Origin of the sequence: Tuberibacillus sp. Marseille-P3662, from assembly GCF_900178005.1 — a bacterium.
GTDB lineage: Bacteria > Bacillota > Bacilli > Bacillales > Sporolactobacillaceae > Marseille-P3662.
In genome coordinates, this window is sequence record NZ_FXBS01000005.1 from 342,389 (window position 1) to 362,808 (window position 20,420).

The 20,420-nt window shown below is 34.1% G+C and carries 22 protein-coding genes; 20 read left to right on the plus strand and 2 right to left on the minus strand.

Features of this window, described 5'->3' with window-relative positions; all coding sequences use genetic code 11:
- Positions 1–37: 37 nt before the first annotated feature.
- The 17 genes from B9Y89_RS07790 to B9Y89_RS19010 all read left to right on the plus strand — a co-directional run bounded on the left by B9Y89_RS07790 (position 38) and on the right by B9Y89_RS19010 (position 15,988).
- Complete coding sequence (locus B9Y89_RS07790) at positions 38–859, plus strand: CDP-alcohol phosphatidyltransferase family protein (protein ID WP_085522665.1); 822 nt, start codon at positions 38–40, stop codon at positions 857–859.
- A 12-nt stretch (positions 860–871) separates the two neighbouring features.
- Positions 872–2,377 (plus strand): oligosaccharide flippase family protein, encoded by a 1,506-nt coding sequence (locus B9Y89_RS07795; protein ID WP_085522666.1) that lies wholly within the window; start codon positions 872–874, stop codon positions 2,375–2,377.
- Positions 2,374–3,279, plus strand: coding sequence for a sulfotransferase family protein (locus B9Y89_RS07800; RefSeq protein ID WP_085522667.1), 906 nt, complete (start codon positions 2,374–2,376; stop codon positions 3,277–3,279). The genes B9Y89_RS07795 and B9Y89_RS07800 overlap by 4 nt, the downstream gene beginning before the upstream one ends.
- A gap of 62 nt (positions 3,280–3,341) precedes the next feature.
- Positions 3,342–4,517 carry a hypothetical protein gene (locus B9Y89_RS07805; RefSeq protein WP_139822752.1) on the plus strand — a complete coding sequence of 392 codons (1,176 nt, stop codon included), beginning with the start codon at positions 3,342–3,344 and terminating at the stop codon, positions 4,515–4,517.
- An 89-nt stretch (positions 4,518–4,606) separates the two neighbouring features.
- On the plus strand, positions 4,607–4,996 hold the full coding sequence (gene tagD, locus B9Y89_RS07810; RefSeq protein WP_085522669.1) for a glycerol-3-phosphate cytidylyltransferase: 390 nt from the start codon (positions 4,607–4,609) through the stop codon (positions 4,994–4,996).
- A gap of 45 nt (positions 4,997–5,041) precedes the next feature.
- Positions 5,042–6,160, plus strand: coding sequence for a glycosyltransferase family 4 protein (locus tag B9Y89_RS07815; protein WP_085522670.1), 1,119 nt, complete (start codon positions 5,042–5,044; stop codon positions 6,158–6,160).
- A 19-nt stretch (positions 6,161–6,179) separates the two neighbouring features.
- Positions 6,180–7,421 carry a glycosyltransferase family 4 protein gene (locus B9Y89_RS07820; RefSeq protein ID WP_085522671.1) on the plus strand — a complete coding sequence of 414 codons (1,242 nt, stop codon included), beginning with the start codon at positions 6,180–6,182 and terminating at the stop codon, positions 7,419–7,421.
- 4 nt (positions 7,422–7,425) lie between these two features.
- Entirely contained in the window at positions 7,426–8,811 is a 1,386-nt protein-coding gene (locus B9Y89_RS07825; RefSeq protein ID WP_085522672.1) for a sugar phosphate nucleotidyltransferase, read from the plus strand.
- A gap of 56 nt (positions 8,812–8,867) precedes the next feature.
- Entirely contained in the window at positions 8,868–9,830 is a 963-nt protein-coding gene (gmd, locus tag B9Y89_RS07830) for a GDP-mannose 4,6-dehydratase (protein WP_085522673.1), read from the plus strand.
- A 22-nt stretch (positions 9,831–9,852) separates the two neighbouring features.
- Positions 9,853–10,797 carry a GDP-L-fucose synthase gene (gene fcl, locus B9Y89_RS07835; protein ID WP_085522674.1) on the plus strand — a complete coding sequence of 315 codons (945 nt, stop codon included), beginning with the start codon at positions 9,853–9,855 and terminating at the stop codon, positions 10,795–10,797.
- 70 nt (positions 10,798–10,867) lie between these two features.
- Complete coding sequence (locus B9Y89_RS07840; RefSeq protein ID WP_085522675.1) at positions 10,868–11,986, plus strand: hypothetical protein; 1,119 nt, start codon at positions 10,868–10,870, stop codon at positions 11,984–11,986.
- Between the two features lie 465 nt (positions 11,987–12,451).
- Positions 12,452–13,435 carry a UDP-glucose 4-epimerase GalE gene (gene galE / locus B9Y89_RS07845; protein ID WP_085522800.1) on the plus strand — a complete coding sequence of 328 codons (984 nt, stop codon included), beginning with the start codon at positions 12,452–12,454 and terminating at the stop codon, positions 13,433–13,435.
- A 27-nt stretch (positions 13,436–13,462) separates the two neighbouring features.
- Entirely contained in the window at positions 13,463–14,395 is a 933-nt protein-coding gene (locus B9Y89_RS07850; RefSeq protein ID WP_085522676.1) for an LCP family glycopolymer transferase, read from the plus strand.
- Entirely contained in the window at positions 14,392–14,514 is a 123-nt protein-coding gene (locus B9Y89_RS19340; protein WP_369596725.1) for a hypothetical protein, read from the plus strand. Before B9Y89_RS07850 ends, B9Y89_RS19340 begins: the two co-directional genes overlap by 4 nt.
- A 41-nt stretch (positions 14,515–14,555) precedes the next feature.
- Complete coding sequence (locus B9Y89_RS07860) at positions 14,556–15,497, plus strand: LCP family glycopolymer transferase (protein ID WP_085522677.1); 942 nt, start codon at positions 14,556–14,558, stop codon at positions 15,495–15,497.
- Between the two features lie 122 nt (positions 15,498–15,619).
- Complete coding sequence (locus tag B9Y89_RS19005; protein WP_176222151.1) at positions 15,620–15,766, plus strand: hypothetical protein; 147 nt, start codon at positions 15,620–15,622, stop codon at positions 15,764–15,766.
- Between the two features lie 63 nt (positions 15,767–15,829).
- Positions 15,830–15,988 carry a hypothetical protein gene (locus B9Y89_RS19010; protein WP_176222152.1) on the plus strand — a complete coding sequence of 53 codons (159 nt, stop codon included), beginning with the start codon at positions 15,830–15,832 and terminating at the stop codon, positions 15,986–15,988.
- A gap of 48 nt (positions 15,989–16,036) precedes the next feature.
- On the opposite strand, the gene B9Y89_RS07865 is transcribed toward B9Y89_RS19010, so the two are convergent.
- A complete protein-coding gene (locus tag B9Y89_RS07865; RefSeq protein WP_254901220.1) occupies positions 16,037–16,483 on the minus strand; it encodes a VanZ family protein in 447 nt (148 codons plus the stop codon).
- 527 nt (positions 16,484–17,010) lie between these two features.
- The gene (locus B9Y89_RS07870; RefSeq protein WP_085522679.1) at positions 17,011–17,811 is read right to left on the minus strand and encodes a winged helix-turn-helix domain-containing protein; all 801 of its coding nucleotides are present in this window, start codon (positions 17,809–17,811) and stop codon (positions 17,011–17,013) included.
- A 42-nt stretch (positions 17,812–17,853) separates the two neighbouring features.
- On the opposite strand from B9Y89_RS07870, the gene B9Y89_RS19345 reads away from it, so the two are divergent.
- From B9Y89_RS19345 to B9Y89_RS19575, 3 genes are all read left to right on the plus strand, one after another.
- The gene (locus B9Y89_RS19345; RefSeq protein ID WP_254901213.1) at positions 17,854–17,982 is read left to right on the plus strand and encodes a hypothetical protein; all 129 of its coding nucleotides are present in this window, start codon (positions 17,854–17,856) and stop codon (positions 17,980–17,982) included.
- Between the two features lie 138 nt (positions 17,983–18,120).
- The gene (locus B9Y89_RS07875; RefSeq protein WP_085522680.1) at positions 18,121–19,119 is read left to right on the plus strand and encodes a PDDEXK family nuclease; all 999 of its coding nucleotides are present in this window, start codon (positions 18,121–18,123) and stop codon (positions 19,117–19,119) included.
- An 838-nt stretch (positions 19,120–19,957) separates the two neighbouring features.
- The gene (locus tag B9Y89_RS19575; RefSeq protein WP_085522681.1) at positions 19,958–20,185 is read left to right on the plus strand and encodes a restriction endonuclease; all 228 of its coding nucleotides are present in this window, start codon (positions 19,958–19,960) and stop codon (positions 20,183–20,185) included.
- The last annotated feature ends 235 nt before the right edge of the window (positions 20,186–20,420 follow it).

Here is a 20,420-nt window from a genome sequence, read left to right on the forward strand (position 1 = left end):
GATCGATTAACAAACAATTTTTAATAGGGAGATATAAATGTCTTATTACAGCGAACTTATTTCGATTGTTGGTAAAGGCGATAATGAACCTTTTTATTATTCGAAATATATTGGAAGGAAAATATCAGTATTTTTAAGTGTAATTTTTATTAAATTAAATTTTAAGCCAAATACAATTACTTTTTTAAGCCTGATTTGTGCTGTTTTGTCCTGTGTGTCTTTGTTATTTCTTTCACTAAACTTACTTTGGGTTGGATTATCATCAATTATTCTTATAAATCTATATTTTATTTTGGACCATTGCGATGGTGAGGTAGCAAGATATTACATCAATAAAAATGGAAAAAATCCATCATTAGATGGTGGTTATTTCGATTTTTTAGTTCATTCATTTTCGACAAATATTTTGTATTTATTTCTTGGAATTGGACTATTTTATTATAGTTCAAATGAACTTTATATATATTTAGGAATTGTATCATGTTTCGGTATGTCAAATTTTCCAAGATTGTGTCTTGCACAGATTCTAATAAAAGAAATCTATAGTAATAATGAAATGATAGATAAGTTGAGAAAGAATAATATACTTAATTTATCAGAATCTACTAGTGAAAGAGCTATTATAATAAACAAAAAGGGAAACTATAAAAAGAAATTAGAAATGTTTATGAAGGAATTATTAACTTTTCCAGGTTGTATTTTGTCTTATACAATATTCATGTTAATTTCAGTCTCTTTTTCGGAGTTTTTCATTTATATTATTTCAATTTATTTTATTGGATTTAGTTTGTTCATGTTAGCCAATATAATAAGACGAGCATATTTGGTGATAATAATGTTAAAAAAAATAACGGTATAAATAGTTGATATTATGAACAAGATTACCGATAACTTATTAAATCAAAGTAAAAAAACCGTTCTTGTTTTTGGTGGTAAGGTAATAACAAGTTTGTTTGGGTATGTTAATTTAGTGCTATTGGCAAGAATTCTTAATCCAAGTAGTTTTGGTTATTATAATATAGCACTATCTTATGTACTGATTTTTTCGGTATTAGGAGTTTTTGGCCTAGATAAACTAATTGTCAAATATGTTCCAGTATGGGAAGAAGGTAATAATGAAGAATTCCGCCACAAGGTTAATAACATACTTTCTTTTGTGATTTATGTTGCTATAGGTGTTGTTTTTGTATATCTATTCATAATTTATTTATTGGATCCTGGACATATAGAAATATTTTTTATTATGTCATTATCCGTATTTTTCAATTCTCTATCAATCTTTTTCAGGGCCTTCAATCAATCTATAAACAAACACATCCATGCAGTAATACCGGAAGATTATATAAGACCGACACTTTATTTTTTTATTTTATTTGGTTTATATTTTATTTACGGGGAAAATAGTAATTCAGAAATTTTAGTTGCTTTATCTTACACGATTACCTTTTTTGTAGTTTTTGTTACAGCTGTTATTTTATTTAGCAGAAATTTAAAGTTAATAGGAGTGAATTTTTGCTTTGAATTTAAACCGCAACTAAATAAAGATCTTATTAAGTATGCCATTATCAACATGGGAAACAATATATTAAATCAAAATAAGATGCAAATTTTAATTATAATCTCTGGGATTTTAGTGGCTTCAAAAGTGGTAGGTTTTGTAAGTTTGGGGATTAAAACTGCTAGCTTAATTTCATTTGTACTTATAGCTATTAATATGGTGTTAAGCCCTATCATTTCACGTCTTTATAACAAAAATTATTTTGAACAATTAAATCATTATTATATATTAAGTGTTAAAATACTTTTATCAATTGGTGGTTTAGTGTCTATATGGTTAATTATTAATAGTGAGGTTTTATTTAACTTATTTGGTTATGAAAATAATAGTTTAGTTCTTGTTATATTCATTTTCTCTGTAGGAGAGATAATTAATATTTCATTTGGTTCAGTTGGATATTTACTAATCATGACCGGTTACTCTTATATTAACTTAAAAATAAATATATTATCTAATTTAATAGTGATTTTATGTTTATTACTTTTATATAATTATGAATCAATAGGAATTTCTGTTTCGTATTCATTAGGGCTTTCTTTGGTGAATTTAATAGGTTTCTATTTTGTATATTATAGGTTGCAACTAAACCCATTCTCTAGATTTCATTTGGCTTTCATGATAAGTTTCTTCATAAATATTTTACTATTTTTAATGACAGAAAGAGATTTAAGCATTTACAATCTTTTAGCCTCAAATCTTGTCGCCTTTTTTATTCACTTCACATTGTTATTAGTAATAGGTTGCACAAAGGAAGAAAAAAATTCACTAAGGAAAATTCTTATCAGGTTAAGAATTTTGGGGGGAGATCAAATTAAATGACACTACCTAATTTTTTAATTTTAGGTGCTGCAAAGGGTGGCACCACAGCGTTATATCATTATTTAAAACAACATCCTGAAATATTTATGCCCTCTTTAAAAGAACCAAATTTTTTCGCACTAGAGGGGAAAGAAATTAATTTTAAGGGACCTCAAGATGAAGGGGTGAATAAAGATTCAATTAACAATATGCAAGATTATAGGGGACTGTTTTCGGGTGTTCAAGATGAGAAGGCAATAGGGGAGGCTTCTCCCTTATATTTGTATAGTCAGTATGCTCCAGAAAATATAAAAAGCTATATTCCAAATGCAAAATTAATTGCTATACTAAGAAACCCAGTAGATCGAGCTTTTTCAAGTTATTTACATTGCTGTCGGGATAAACGAGAGCCATATCCAAAAGATTTCGGTAAGGCTTTAAGTGAAGAGAAAAGTAGAATTGAGGCAAATTGGGGGTTAATATGGCATTATAAATCAGCAGGTTATTATTACGAACAGTTAAAAAGGTATTATGAAATTTTTAATAATGATCAAATTAAAGTAATTTTATATGATGATTTTATTGATAATCCAATATCTGTTTACAGGGAGGTTCTAAAATTTCTGGAAGTAAATGATAGCTTTATTCCAAATATGAAAACAAGATATAATGTATCTGGCGTTCCTAAGAATCATTTTATTCATGATTTAATGATAAATAAAAATTTGTTTAAAAGTACATTAAAAAAACTAATACCCAATAAGAAACTAAGATATAATATAAGAGCAAAGATATATAATAATAATCTAAAAAAGCCTAAAGTAGAAAACAAATTCGAAAGGGAATTAATACAAGAGTATAGAGAAGACATAAACAAATTGGAAAATATGATAAATATAAATTTGAATAACTGGTATAGCTAATCACTTAAATATAAAGGAAAATAAACATGATAAAAATTCCCTTGAATAGATGGATCAAAATATTGACGACAATTTATATTATGATAAATATTTTAGTCGCCTATATTTTAACTATAATTTTAAATAAAAATGGTTTTGCGTTAACTCCTTACACAAATGGAATTTACGTCGGAATAACAGGTGTTATAACAGTAGTTTATTTAATTTTAAATGCTAAAAAAATTCATTTACGCTTTTCAAAATATGAGTTAATCATATTTTTATTATTGCTTTTTTTGTTTATTGAAGGTTTGGTAATTGGGATTATAAATGGCAATCCATTAATTTATGTTATTTCGGATTCACTTTATTTACTATTAATTATTTTAATTATGATTACAATTAAAATAAGCTGTTATTTGAGTCCTTTTTCGATGGAAAAGTTCTCGCCCTTAACTTGTATTATATTCTATATTTTTATCATAGCTTCAAGTATTCTTAGTTTGAACATAACTTCCATAAAACTATTGTCTGTTGTTTTACTTATTATTTCATTAAAAAAGAATAACAATATGTTAATGCTTACAAATATTATTGGAATTATTGCTGTTTCAGTTTTTTCAAATAGAACCTTTTTATTGACTCTAATAATATGTCTTGTAATATACTATATTTCCCTTGTTTTAACCAAAAGAATTCCTTTAAAGGCTATATACTTCATACCAATAATTTTTGTTTTGGCATTTACGTTGTATCAAAATCCCACATTTCAAAATACCCCATTAGGTAAGAGGGTTGACAAAGTGGTTGATGTCTTCAGCAATGAGAATCAAGGTATAAGAAATGATATTTCGATCAGTAATAGATTATTTGAATCAAAATTAGTTCTCAATAACCTTAATGAGAATCAAATTTTTTGGATAACTGGCACGGGATCTGGTTCAGTTCTTAATATGAGTTTATCAAATGACACGTCTGTAAAACACTCAGCTTTACTTGGGGCCAGTGAAGTGCATAATATTCACCTATTACCTATGGCTTTGTTGTATAGATATGGGATAATTGGAGTAATTTTATTAGCCCAAATTATTATAATTATAATAATTCGTTTAAAATATAGCTTACCATTATGCTTGAGTGTTATATGTATATTACTGTTTAGTTTTATGGCATCCAATTATTTCTTTTCAGAGCCTTTGCTTTGGATAAGTTTATCCTTAATTTTTAATAAAGAAATAATGAAAAGTTCTACTGGATAGTAGTTTGTATTTAGTTTCAGAGGAAAATAATATAACTTTAAGGCAATGTTTATTTTAGGAAACATAATTATATTTATGGGAGTGTTTTTTTGAGGAAGATAATAACTTACGGTACATTCGATTTATTACACTATGGACATATAAATTTACTGAGAAGGGCAAAGCTCTTAGGTGATTATTTAATAGTAGGTCTATCAACAGACCAATTTAATGATGAAAAACATAAAAGTGCGTTTTTTGGATATAAAGAAAGACAACTAGTTTTGGAATCTATTAAATATGTGGACGAGGTTATTCCAGAGGAAACTTGGGGACAAAAGATTAATGATGTAAAAGATTATGATATTGATGTATTCGTAATAGGTGATGATTGGGAGGGTGAGTTTAACTTTTTAACTAGATATTGTGAGGTGACTTATTTAGAGAGAACAAAAAATATATCTTCTACGAAAATTAAACAAAGTTTAAGAAATGTCTAACTTGGAATAGGAATTGAAATTTCGTAATGAAATTTGGTGAAATTAATGTTTAATGCTAAAAGCAAAAAGGAACTATTAATGATTGGGCCATTTCCCCCGCCAATCCATGGTGAAAGTATTGCTTTTGAAAGTATTTATAACTCAGATGAACTTCACGAAAAATTTGAAGTAAATAGAGTAAATACGAGTAAAAAAAATATAACTAAACCAGGAAAATTATCTATTAATAAAATTTTGTTGGATTTATGTTGTATAATTTATATTTTATTATGGTCCATCAAAAAAAGATATTCAACTGCATACCTCTCCATCTCTCAAACTAAACTTGGTTTAATTAGAGACTGTGTCATAATTAATATTCTTAAAATTATAGGAAAACATAAGGTTATTACACATTTACATGGCAACAGCTTGGGAACCGTGCTTGATCATATTAAAAATCCGTTCAAAAATTATATTGAAAATTCAATTTCTAAAGTGGACAAAGGTATAGCTTTAGGAAAGAAATTAGAACATAATTATAAGGGTCTTGTATCCAAGATTGAATATGTATCTAATGGAGTTTCAAGTGACTTTATTACTAAAGATGACTTTTTGAAAAGGAAATATTCAGATGATAAAGGATGTAACTTATTATATTTAAGTAATTTGATGAATAGTAAGGGGTATATAAATCTAATTAAGGCTACCTGTAACCTAATTGAAGACGGCTTTGACTTAAATCTTCATTTAGTAGGTGCGATACAAAATCAGGAAGAGTTTGATGAAATTTATCAATCCCTTAAAAATAAAAAACTTCAAGACAGAATTATTTATCATGGAATAAAAAAAGGAGAAGAAAAAAAAGCGTTTTTTTTAGAGTCAGATATAATGGTATTACCAACGAAATATAAAGTTGAAGGACAGCCGATTTCAATAATTGAGGGTATGGCTGCAGGTTTGCCAATTATTTCAACAAATCGAGGAGTTATCCCTGAATTAATAAATGAATGTGGAATTATTATTAACACAGAAATAGAAGATATTATGAGGGCGATTGAATATCTTTATAATAACGATGATCATAGAAAAAAGTTGGGAGTAAAAAGTAGAGAGGTTTATGAGGGCTATTATACTGAAGAGCAATATTTAAAATCATTAATTAGAATTTTAAATGATGATTAAAAGTTTAGGAGGGATTAATTTGCAAAAACATATTACCTTTATAATAAACTACTTTTATCCTGACTTAGCATCAACAGGACAACTAATGACCGATTTATGTACGGAACTGCAAAATGATTTTGAAATAACTGTGATTGCAGCACAACCTAATTACGCAGGAGAAAATGTAAGTAGCAAACCTTTATTTGAAAAAGATAAATTAGAAAATATGGATGTCATACGTATTCGTTTGCCTGAGGTAAATAAGAATTCAAAGTTAAGTAGGCTAAAGTATATTTTGGCCTACTTTTTTCTTGCTTTAATAGCCTTATTAAAGGTTAAAAAACTAAATGCGATTTATACTATTTCTCAGCCGCCAGTTTTAGGCGGTTTAATTGGAACATTGGGCAAGTTTTTTAAAAGAAGTAAGCATATCTACAATATTCAAGATTTTAATCCAGAGCAGGCGGCCGCAATAAGTTATAGTAGTGGTTTTTTAGTTAAACTCGCCAAGTCGATCGATAAAATGAATTGTAAGTTATCTGATCAGGTTATAGTTGTTGGAAATGATATGGCTGAAACATTGAAAGGAAGATTTAAAAATTGCAACGTTCCGGATCATACGGTTATAAATAATTGGACAGATGATAAAAATATTATTCCTTTAGATAAAGAGGAACAACAAATTAAGGAATTTGTTGAAACTTATAATCTTAGAAATAAAACGGTTATTATGTATTCCGGAAATATAGGTTTGTTTTATGATTTAGAAAATATAATAAAAATCACGACGGATTATAAAGATAACGAAAATCTTGTTTTCCTCTTTATAGGAGAAGGGGCTATGAAATCCCATATAAAGGAATTTGTTGCAAAAAATAATATTAGAAATGTATTATTCCTTCCATATCAGCCAAAAGATTTTATTAAATATTCTTTAAACGTTGCAGATATACATCTTGTAGTTAATCAAAAAGGGATAAAAGGTGTTTCAGTACCAAGTAAAATCTATGGTGTAATGGCAGCTGGTAAACCCATTCTCGGTGTGTTAGAAGATGGTAGTGAGGCCTCCAATTTAATTAATGAAAGTAATTGCGGAGTAGTTGTTGAACCACAAAATTATGATGGGATAAAGAAGGAAATTGATCGATTTTTAGATTTAAGTGAAGTTGAACGTATAGCTTTAGGGGAAAACGGTAGAAAGTATCTTGAACAGCATTTACGTAAGGAAGTTTCTATTAACAAGTATCGGGATACATTAAAATCTGTTTTGGAGACGTGATATAGTGAAATTGGTATTATTATCAGGGGGATCAGGTAAACGGCTTTGGCCCTTGTCTAACGATGCCCGCTCGAAGCAATTTTTACGGGTGTTAAAGAATGTAGATAATGTGCAACAGTCCATGGTTCAAAGAGTTTGGGATCAATTGTCCGAAGTGAATTTACACAAGGATACAGTTATTGCTACGAGTAAAAGCCAAGTTGATATGATTAAAAGTCAACTTGGTGATAATATTCCGTTAATAGTTGAGCCGGAGAGAAGAGATACCTTTCCGGCTATTGCTTTAGCGGCGTCCTATTTGTATTCAATTGAAGGTGTCTCCCTAGATGAAACTGTGTCTGTTTTACCGGTAGATCCTTATGTGGAAAACCATTTTTTCTCTAGAGTCAAAGATATTGAAAAAACATTAGACTATGGTGATGCTGATTTAGCTTTGGTTGGAGTGAAGCCGACTTATCCTTCTGCAAAGTATGGTTATATGGTTCCTGCTGAGGTGAGAGATGGGTATATAAAGGTTAGCCATTTTAAAGAAAAGCCGAATGAAAGCGAAGCTGTTCACTTGATTGAACAGCAGGCTTTATGGAATTGCGGTGTCTTTGGTTTTAAACTTGGATTTATTATTGATTTATTAAAAGATAATAATCTCCCAATTCAATACGAAGAATTATTAGGTCAATATTCTCTCATACCCGAAAATAGCTTTGATTATGAAGTTGTTGAGCGAACAAGTAACATCGTGGCTTTGCCTTATGAAGGAGATTGGAAGGATCTTGGTACATGGAACACTTTAACGGAAGAGATGAGTAGTACAGTTATTGGTAAAGGCCAAATAAGTAAGGATAGTGAACACACACATCTTGTTAATGAATTGGATATTCCGGTTAATGTTCTGGGTGTTTCCAATGCTCTTGTGGCTGCTAGCCCTGATGGGATTTTAGTAACTGATAAATCAGCTAGTACAAGAATTAAAGAGATGCTTAAGCAAAACGAAGCAACTAGGCCAATGTATGAAGAAAGACGTTGGGGCTGGTATAAGGTATTAGATTATACAAAGTATGATAAAGGTGATGAAGTATTAACCAAACGGATTTGTATAAATAAAGCTAAAAGCTCCAGTTATCAAATTCATTATCGTAGAAAAGAAACTTGGACCATTCTAAAAGGTGAAGGGCAACTTGCAATTAATGATGCGCTTCGAACAGTAAAACCAGGAGATATTGTTGAAATTCCACCGGGGACGAAACATGCTATTTATGGTACTACTGATTTAGAGTTTATCGAAGTTCAGGCTGGTAGCGAGTTGGTTGAAGAAGATGTTAAAAGAGTAATAATGAATTGGGAAGAAATCAAAAAACACTGCTTAAATAAATCAACAAGTATGATAGTTTAGTTATAGTTTCTATCTCTAATGTGGTGTTTTACTTTATACAAGGTGGTTTTTACGTAATGAAAAGTGCATTAATAACAGGTGTGACTGGCCAGGATGGCTCATATTTATCTGAGTTATTATTAGAAAAGGATTATAAGGTATATGGGTTACGCAGGAGAACTAGTACACCCAATTATGAAAATGTAGACCATATTAAAGATCAAATTGAATGGATTCCAGGTGACCTTACCGATTTGTCATCATTAATTGAAGCAATAAAACAAGCTCAGCCAGATGAAGTTTATAATTTAGCAGCACAATCCTATGTTGCAGATTCTTGGCCAATGCCTTCTGCTACATCTCAAATAACAGCTTTAGGTGTCAATAACATGCTTGAAGCTGTACGTCTTATAAAACCCGACGCAAAGTACTATCAGGCTTCAAGTAGCGAGATGTTTGGAAAAGTCGTTGAAATGCCACAAAAAGAGACAACACCGTTTTATCCAAGAAGTCCATATGGAGTATCAAAGGTGTACGGCCATTGGCTTACAGTCAACTATAGAGAAAGCTTTAATATGTTTACCTGTTCAGGTATTTTATTCAACCATGAGTCCCCTAGAAGAGGTCTAGAATTTGTAACTAGAAAAGTATCAGATGCAGTTGCCAGAATTAAACTTGGTCAACAGGATGAATTAAGGATGGGAAATCTTGATGCCAAACGTGATTGGGGTTATGCTGGTGACTATGTCAAGGCCATGTGGTTAATGCTTCAGCAAGAAGAACCGGATGATTATGTTATTTCCACTGGGGAGACTCATTCAGTACGAGAACTATTGGAAATTGCTTTTTCACATGTAGATCTGAATTATAAAGATTACGTCGTTGTTGATCCAAAATTTTATCGTCCTGCTGAGGTTGATATTCTCCTTGGTGATTGTTCAAAGGCGAAGAGCGAATTAAATTGGGAACTTGAAGTTAGTTTTGATGATTTGGTCAAAATGATGGTTGATAGTGATTTGAGTCGTCTTAGTAATAAATAATATATGTGTAGGAGGTAAAAATATGGACAAGCAATCCAAAATTTATGTAGCGGGTCACCGCGGACTAGTAGGATCTGCTATTCTGAGGACTTTGGAGTCAAAAGGGTATACAAATCTAGTCTATCGGAAAAGCAGTGAACTTGATTTACTTGATAAGCAAGCAGTGGATCAATTCTTCTCAGAGGAAAATATAGATTATGTGTTTTTAGCGGCAGCAAAAGTCGGAGGAATTGTGGCTAATAACGAGTATCCAGCAAATTTTATACGAGATAATATATTGATTCAAACAAATGTCATTGATGCGGCACATCAATATGATGTGAAGAAACTATTATTTCTAGGTAGCACATGCATATATCCAAAGTTTGCCCCGCAGCCAATGAAAGAAGAGCACCTTCTTACTGGAGAACTTGAATCAACCAACGAACCCTATGCAATAGCGAAAATCGCTGGTATAAAAATGTGTGAATCATATAATCGACAGTATGGTACGAATTTCATTTCTGTTATGCCAACAAATCTATATGGACCAAATGATAACTTTGATTTGAAAACGTCACACGTGCTACCTGCGTTGGTTAGAAAGTTCCATGAGGCTAAGATCAACAACGATTCATCCGTTACTGTCTGGGGTACAGGTAGTCCAAAACGAGAATTCTTATATTCCGATGATTTAGCAGATGCTAGTATATATTTAATGGATAATTACGAAGGTAATGAAATTGTGAATATTGGTGTTGGTAAGGATATCCCTATTAGTGAATTAGCTGAAAAGATTAAAGAAGTTGTTGGATATACCGGAGATATTCAATTTGATACCTCAAAACCAGATGGTACACCAAGAAAGCTTGTTGATGTTACCAAATTAAATCAATTAGGTTGGGAAGCTCAAACTTCATTAGATGAAGGACTAAAAAATATTTATCAATGGTATCTTGAAAATGCTAAGGAAGTTGTTGCGAATTAATTTAAGTTAAAATAAGGTATGCCCCAGGTTGATTCCTGGGGCATTGTTATACCTTTTTAGGGGGGATTAAATGAGTGAAGAAATATTTAATGAAATATCGGATATGCTAAAGCGGGATACTATGAGCAAATTTGGTCGAAAATCTCGGGAAGCCTATAAATATTTTTTATGTGGGTTACTCTGTGATATTTTTAATCACGGTATATTCATATATAATCATCCACATCCCCATTGGTACTCTGAAATTAAATTTTTAATTAATAGGTTTGATGATGATAACTTAGAAGAAATTAATTTTGAGCCTAAAATCAATGATGTTAAGGTCATTTTGGATTCAAACAATTTTAAATGGAAAAGTAATGTAAATGAAATTATAAGTTTCTTCAGATCCTATATAAATGATTATTTGAATAAGGGAAAAACGCTTTACTTAGTACCAGAGTTTAAACCTATTATGTATATCGACAGTTACATGGCTCAGGCTAAAGGAATAGCTCTAAAAGAACACATTTGGATAGATATAAATCCTAAGGATGGCCTAACACCAACATATCCAGAGTTTATAAATTATTCGGATCTAATTAACCTATGGAATGACCTTATCCATAAAAAGAACAATTTTCACAGGCTAATTGATGATAAGAGTGATGATAAAAAAGCCATACGAGAGCTTGAACTCAGTATAAGTTCGTCTGCTAGATGGCTAATAATATCTGGTGTTACCTTTGTTGAATCGTATTTATATTATGTGTTCTATAATGCTAGGAAGACAGATAGTTATGGAAACTCACAAAAGTTGAAAAAGATTATGAAAAGAAATCCCCAGAAAATAAATGATAAAGAGATTCTAAAAGGATTAATAAATAAAGTTTGTGAAAATATTACTGGTGATGAAAGATATAATGAACTTTATGAAAAGTACATTAAAATTGTGGATGTACGTGATCGTTTTATACATACCTCGGCCTTTATCAATCCAACAAATCAAATATCAAATTTGCAGCCCTTCATGAACGTTGATATGGATTTTTTAACTGATTCTCTGCAAGGTTGTATCGATTTTGTAAAAAAAATTGAGGAAGAATTACCCAAAGATTTAAAATTACTCTTTTGGTGGAGTATATTTTATGAACCTGATTTTACTAAAGAAGAAAAAATAAGTATTTTGAATAGATATATATGGGGCTAGAATCGACTTTCAATTGGATTTAATTGTTTTTTGGGATTAGAATGATAAAAGAACTTAGAATAATTTGATATTCGACACGCCCATTTTTAGCGCAAAGAAGTTTGGACGATTGTTAAAGATGAATTGCTAATGGTAACTTCACAAAAGTACAACTAGGTGATGTCTGATCGGTTCCCAAAGAAACCAAGCATTACATTAAGGCGAATAGTAGGCGAATTGTAAAAACCTAAAGTGTTATCTATTGGTCGGAACGAATGAATTTCACTAAGGACGGTAAGTATGTGTTAACCGTTAGGCAATTGTTAAAATTTCTGCTTGTACTGTTGAACAGACAAACAATGACGAACCGTTGAAGTACTACAATAAAGAGGATCTCAATAATCCATGTTTTTTGACGAAGATAAAAGAATGTTGGTTGATCAACCCCGGGGTTCCCCGGACCATTTTTGTGTAAGGAGCGATTTTATGATACTAGTCACAGGCGGTGCGGGCTATATCGGCTCGCACACGGTTCTCTATTTACATCAGAAAGGCGAAAACGTTGTCGTCTTGGATAACATGACCAAGGGGCATCGCGAGGCATTGCAGGATGTTAAGGTCTATGAAGGGGATATTTCTGACGGTGAGGTTCTGGATCAGATTTTTTCTGAGCAGACCATTGATTCGGTGATTCATTTTGCCGCGAGTTCGGTGGTTGGTGAGAGTGTGAAGCAGCCACTTGAGTATTATCGGAATAATGTTGTCGGGACGCATGCATTATTGGAGAAAATGATAGAGCATGATGTGAAGAACATTGTGTTCTCATCAACGGCTGCGACGTATGGCGAGCCGTCACAGGTGCCGATTCCGGAGACTGAGGTAACGGAACCGACGAATCCGTATGGTGAGACGAAATTGGCGATTGAGAAGATGCTGCACTGGGCGGATCAGGCTTACGGATTGAACTTTGCTGCGTTGCGGTATTTTAACGCTGCGGGTGACGATCCAGACGGCCGAATTGGGGAAGATCACGATCCGGAAACGCATTTGATCCCTTTGGTGTTGCAGGTGGCATTGGGCCAGCGTGATCAGATTTATATGTTTGGCGATGACTATGCAACAAAGGACGGTACCTGCATCCGCGATTATGTTCATGTTATGGATCTCGCTCAGGCGCATTATTTAGCGCTGAAGAAAATCGCTGAGACGGGTGAAAGTGGTATCTATAATCTCGGGAACGGCTCTGGTTTTTCCGTCAAAGAAGTGATTGATACGTGTCGTAAGGTAACGGGTCACGCGATTCCTGCGGAGGTTGCAGAACGGCGTGCGGGTGATCCAGCGGTGTTGGTGGCTTCATCAGAAAAGGCCAAGACTGAACTGGGTTGGCAGCCGAAATATGCAGAGTTGGAGACGATTATTGAACATGCTTGGCAGTGGCATAAGGATCATCCGGATGGATTTGCGGAATAGGGTTTTTTACAGAGGGGAATTTTTTAAATGAAGAAATTTTGGATTATATTAGGTAGTATAATAGGGGTTCTGGTGATAGGGACGAGCGTCTATGCGTATAACGTCTATAGTTCTGTGAAAGACACGGCGCAGAAAATGCATGAGCCGGTCGATCAATCTGAGGAAAAGCAACCAAAGAAATCTTTACAAGAGAATAACAAGGATCAAGAGGCGAACACGATCTCGATTTTATTAATGGGCGTCGATGAACGGAAGAACGACAAGGGTCGCTCAGATGCCTTGATGGTGATGACACTGAATCCAAAGAAGGAAACCATGCAGATGGTCAGTATCCCCCGAGATACAAGGACGAAGATTGTTGGCCATGGAACCGTTGATAAGATCAACCATGCTTATGCCTTTGGCGGAACCAAAATGTCGATGGACACAGTTGAGAACTTTTTAAATATTAATCTTGACTATTATATTAAGATGAATATGGAAGGGTTAGTCGACCTCGTCGATGCGGTTGGTGGGATTACGCTATATAATGACGACAGCTGGCACGATCCTGGCTATTATAAGAAGGGCTACTTTTATCACGAAGGTGATTTGAACCTTAATGGTGACCAAGCTATCGGTTATGTCCGCATGCGCTATCTCGAAGGCGGCGACTTCACGCGAAATGAACACCAGCGCGAAGTCATTCAAGCCGTGATTAAAAAGGCCGCCAGTTTCTCATCCTTCACTCACTACAAAGACATCCTGTCAGCTATCAGTAATAATGTCAAAACTAACCTAACCTTTGACGACATGAAATATATTGCGATGAATGATAAAAAGGCGAAGAACAATATCAAGACGTATGAAGTTAAAGGCAATGGGAAGATGATAGACGGAACCTATTACTTGTCTGTGAGTGATGCTGAGGTGGAGAAAGTGCATGGGATGATTGAGGAACAGTTGAGTAATAGTGAATGATGAAATCAAAGGCTGAATGGGGATGGTCTGCGGAAAGAGGCATTGAAGAGATGTGTGAAGATGCCTGGCGGTGGCAGCAGAAAAATCCTCGTGGTTACGAAAATTTAGTTAAAGCGTAGATTCATTTTAATGCAAGTTGGTTGGTTAGGGAGGTGTACCAATGGTTACAAGACAAGAAAAACATAAGCCCAAAAAGAAAAAATGGCTCTGGTTAGTTTTATTAGTTGTTTTTCTCCTCGTCGGTGGAGGGGGAGCCTATGCTTATTCGATCTATAGTGATGTGAAGAGCACGGTAGATGAACAGTTGCATGAGCCGGTCTCAGGGATTGATAATAAGCTCACGAAGAAAAAGGTAGACAAGAAGGATCCTATTAATATCTTATTATTAGGTGTTGATGAACGGAAGAATGATACGGGCCGTTCGGATACGATGATTGTAATGACTTTGGATCCGGATGATAATCGCATGCAAATGGTGAGCATTCCTCGCGATACGCGGACAGAACTCGTGGGCGAAGGTCCGCATGGTGGCGAACAGGATAAGATTAACCACGCTTATGCCTTCGGTGGCAGTGAGATGTCCGTGGATACAGTGGAGAACTTTCTCGACATCAGCTTAGATTATTATGTCAAAATGAACATGGAAGGGCTAGATCAATTAGTTGATGCTGTCGGCGGCATAACAGTGACAAATGACCTTGCCTTTACTCAAAATGGCCATCAATTCGGCACGGGTGAGCTTGACTTGAATGGCGATCAGGCATTAGCTTATGCCCGCATGAGAAAGCAGGATCCCGACGGTGACTTTGGTCGGAATGAACGTCAAAGACAGGTTATTAAAGGCATCATTAATCAAGGCGCTCATCTAAATGTGGTGAACAAAATTGACGATGTTATGGATGTCCTTGGCAAGAACATGACTACCAATATGCAGTTTGAGGATATGCGCCATCTGGCTACGGATTATCGCAGCGCCCGGAAAAATATGAAGACTTACGAAGTATCTGGACAAGGAACTCGTATTAACGGAATTTATTATCTTCAGGTGCCCAATCAAGAGGTCCAAAAGGTTCATAAGATGATTAAGAAGTATAGTTCTTGAAGTCTTTAGGGCCGTGAAAATGGAGGGTTAGGGGAAGTCAACGGGACTTTCCCTTTTTTTGTACCGTTGTTCGAATTAACGTTTCAACATGAAAAAGTCTTAAACAGTTCAGGGTGATTACAGTGGATTTGGATCATTTACCGAAATCAGTCAAAAAGACCGTTCGATATATTAAGCAAGATGCCTCAGAAGAAAAATTAGAAGATATCAAGCAAGCCATAAGCTATGCCATTAACCAAAGGGAAAGACGACTGGGTAACAAAGATTGAGCGTTATTTAAACAGAGGATATTTGCTGGCGTCAATAAACATACACCTCAGGAGGTGCTTATTATGGCAGAATTAAAAGACCTGGATAAGCAACAGCTTTTAGCAATTCTTAAAGATGCTTACCGTTTGGGACAGAATGTTAAGGACTTGAAAGCTCAAGATCTTATCGGCAATATTGAAAAGAGACTGACGGAGTTCAATTTTAATAAGAATCCAGAATAAAGCGCTATCTTATCTACTTGTGCGGTGAGGTTAATATCTTCGGGTTATCTAACTGAGATTCTTACCCATTTTTCGATTTCGATTTTGATTTTTTCTATGAGTGAATTTTTGGCGAATCAAGAGCCACGCAACAAATATGCCGATGTAATCTTTAATTAAATTCACAGAGGATATCGACCGACCGGGGACAAAGCTTTGGTGGATTTCATCCATAAAGGCATATAAGATAGCAATCATTATGGCGACGAATTCCTTTCTGAAAGTTAAGGGTCCCAATGTAGAGCTAGCAATGATTAATAATGCATAGAGTATCGCGAATTCCATGAGATGAGCAGCCTCCAGAACCAAACCAAAGTTGATGTCCATATTTGGATCAGCTGCCCCATTAGTGCTCGCCATGGCGGTCTGAGCTAGGCTAATATTAAATGCGAATAAATGAATGTCTAATAGTTGTTGAGGGATAGCGTGGCTTGATTGGAACCAGATGAACATCATATATATCACTGGCAAACCTCTTAAGATCCATTTTCTAAGAAACAATTCTAAGTCCCCTTACGACGGCGTTGTTTTTCGGATTTAATATTATTCTAGACACCGTTCAGGGTGGTATACGTGGGTGGTTGGTTAATTAAATAGCCTGTCATGGGAATGAGCGCCAGCGTGAAGGTTCTTTTTACTAACAAAGCCCCCCTAAATTGGCAATAATGTTAAGTCAATAGTTACTAATATCCTAAAATGTGTACAAATTCATAATTCATGATATAATATACATGAAAACAATTAAACAAACGTATAATATTAAAGACCGTCGATGCGGGAACATCGCCGGTCACAATAGACCGAACCCCAACAAGAGGGGCTAGGCAGCATTTCGGGAATAATCCCTCAGCGCCGGTTAAAAACGCATATGAGGGATTATTCGTATTTTAAGGCCAATCAGAATTTATCTTCTGGTTGCAAGGTACAATTTCTATATGTCGTTGTGTAAGGAAAAACAAATTTCTAGGAACATTTTAATTAGATTAATGCAATGGCATACTTGGTTGGTCATCATCAGGAGGAAAAGGGTTATCTCCGTCTAAATATGCATCGCACCGAGTATTAAATTCATCTATAAGAACCGTCCAACCATCCCGGCATATTTCTTTTATGATCTGGCATTGTTTTTCAGAGTTTAAAAGCTTAAAACGCTCTGAAATCCCGATCAGGATCGGCTTGACAATCGTCCTCCATTTACTCCCTGAAAAGCCTATATAATGATTACCATTGAGCACTATATCAAGTAAATAGGTTTCAGCTGTTTCCTTAATGTGGTTCACTTTCTTTAGGTAGCTAACAACGGCATCCATTGTCGTTTTTACCCTCATAACCAACGCTCTTTCACGGTAATGTTTGTATTTATCATTGCTATATATATGTTGATTAATATTAGGTCGAGGTACATTAATACGTTTTGAAATGTCATTGGCCGTTAATCCCCTTAAAGTTAATCGCTGTATAATGTCATACCTATCTGCGAAGCTTGATGTAGCCTTTCCGTCAAATAATTGTTTTAACACTTCTAGATATCGCTCAATGTCGTTATTAAATGATTTTAGTTGGCATTCAAAAAATGTATTTGGATAGTTGGCTTTGTAAAACAAATAATTCTCGTAGTAGGTGATGAGGCGGTAAGTATTTCCTCGAATCTTCTCAATTACTGGGTAACCCTCAAGGTGCTTATAATACTCATAAAAGCGCTTTAATTTTGCTTTATTTCCTGGAAAGCTGGATGGAAAAAATATTTCTTTTATCTGAGATGCCTTAATCCTGATGTCGGACATTGATATCCTCCTTTGTACCCAAATATATATGGGAGGGAGAATTTGTCTTATTACAAATACGGGGAAATTGGGGTTCATTCAAATAAATTTCTATTAATAATCGGCGTCGATGAAAGAAAGGTTAGTGATGCTGAGGTTCAGAAAGTACATAGGATGACAAAGAGCAAATGAAGGTTGGGAAATAAATGATTAAAACCTCGTAATTGCGCTTGCGGGAATTTTTTTCTAAGATGATATGTAAGGGGATACATTTAATTTTAGAATGATTTAATAACGGGTTAAGGATTTAAATTCCAAAGGGGGAATAACATGCTTTATTACTTAGATGATCATGATAAACAAAATTTAAGGATGTTAAAAAGGTCAAACTTGAAAAAGATAGGTTGGAAGGAAAAAGATCTAGAAGAATTGCTGGAAAAAAATATGGATCGGGTATTCGATGAAGAAAACTTGATGCCGATTTTTTCTGAACGAAGATTCCAGGAAGAGCCGGATATTATGGCATTAGATCATGAGGGTAAATTGTATATTTTTGAGTTGAAAAGATGGGCCTCTAATTCTGGCAACCTGCTACAAGTTTTAAGGTATGGACAAATCTACGGTCAAAAAAGCTATAAAGAGTTAGATAGGTTATTTCATAAATTTAACCAAAATGCTAAGTCCCTTTTTGAAGAACATCAAGAATACTTTAATTTAGATAAGGCACTAAGTGAAAAACAATTTAATAGTGATCAGCACTTTTTAATTGTAACAGATGGAACAGATATAAGAACACGGAATGCGATTAATTATTGGAAGGATACAGGACTTAATATTGATTCCATTGTTTATCGCGTTTACGTTACGGACGCGGGTGAACAATTGATTGAATTTAACACTTATTCACCTTATCAGGATGTCATTGAACAAGAAGCGTCTAACTATATACTTAATACGAATTATAAAAGGAATCCCGAGGCACACGAGGATATGATTAATCAAGGCAAGGCTGCAGCGTATTATTCTCAATGGAAAACTAAAATTAAACGCATTCAAAAAAATGATAAAGTCTTTCTTTATAAAAGTGGAAAAGGCATTGTCGCCATGGGGATTGGGACTGGAATTGTTAATAAGGAAGAATACGAAGGAAAACCTGATGAAGAGTATAATATGAAGCTTGAAGATTTTACTATACTTCGATCTCCACTCAGTGCCGCAAAAATGAAAGAAATCACTGAATCCAACTTCATGTTCAACCAAACGATGTTTTCAGTTGGAAAAGAAAGAGGGGAATTAATCTGGAGATATATAAAGGATAATTGTTTGTAAGAAAATTTAAAGCAAAGAAATAAACCTGTAAGTGTGATGTATAAAATCGATGGTTGAGGACAGGTCAGTGATCCAACATTTCGCAATCAACGGCCAACCTCAGGAAAAGAGCGCTAGAACGCCTGCATTTTAGTCACATGGTCGATCTCGCTAACGCGATTGGCGGGATCACGGTCTATAATAATGACAGCTGGCACGATCCCGGTTACTACATAAAGGGTTACTTGTATCATGAGGTAATTTGAACTTGAATGGTGACCAACCCATTGGCTGTGCGCATGCGTTATCTTGAAGGTGGCGACTTCCGACTTCACGAGATATGAACACAAGCGTGAAGTTACTAAAGCAGTGATTGATAAAGCGGCCAACTTCTCATCTTTTACTCACTACAAAGACATCTTTTAGGCTATCAGTAATAACGTCAAAACCAACCTAACCTTCGATGAAATGAAGTATATTGCGATGAATTATAAAAAAGCGAAGAACAATATCAGGGTTACCCTCAAAAAAATAAAGAAAAGAGCGATGGCACATTGAATGCGGTTTTCCTTTTTATTTTTGTACTAAAGTGTACAAGATATATTTGAGGTGAAACTATGACTAAAAGGCGAAAGTCAAAAGGATTTGATATACCGGGACTACTAATGGCTGAAGTTCTTGCCTGTGCTATGGTTGCTACCAATTGAAGAAATACCTGAATCAGTGGATAGAAATTTAAAGAATTAAAAGGTATGTCTTTAAGAGACTCCAGTGTTACTAACATTACAGGGAAAGGCGGTAGCCAAGAATGTGCTATTAGAAAAGAACAATTATCTAGGTATTGTAGAATGCAAGAGACATAACGCACAAAAAAGTAACAAGACCACAGGTTCAACAATTCCATAGTGCTGTTATTGATTCTAAGGCAAAAGAAGGATTTTTCGTTACAATCAATGACTTTACTGGTAAAGCCTATTCTTATATGTTAGACAAACCTATTCACTTAATTAATGGTAATCAGCTGCTTAACATGATTGAGAAATTCACCAAACATACTTTTGAAAAATATAAAGGAATTAAATCTTAGCTATATTGGTTATGTTCCAAGAGAAAGGACGAATTTTCTAATTTAGTTAAAGAAGATGAACACGAACGTACAAGCTGGTTGATCTCTCTATTGAAAGCAAAGCAATCGCTTTCAAAGAAAAGTGACGAACATATGGTTATACTGTCGATATTATAACGCCAGAAAAAGATATAAACGCAGTTAAGAATTTTACTGGTGAATAACATTAGACAGAATCGTTTCACTCAAGGGATTT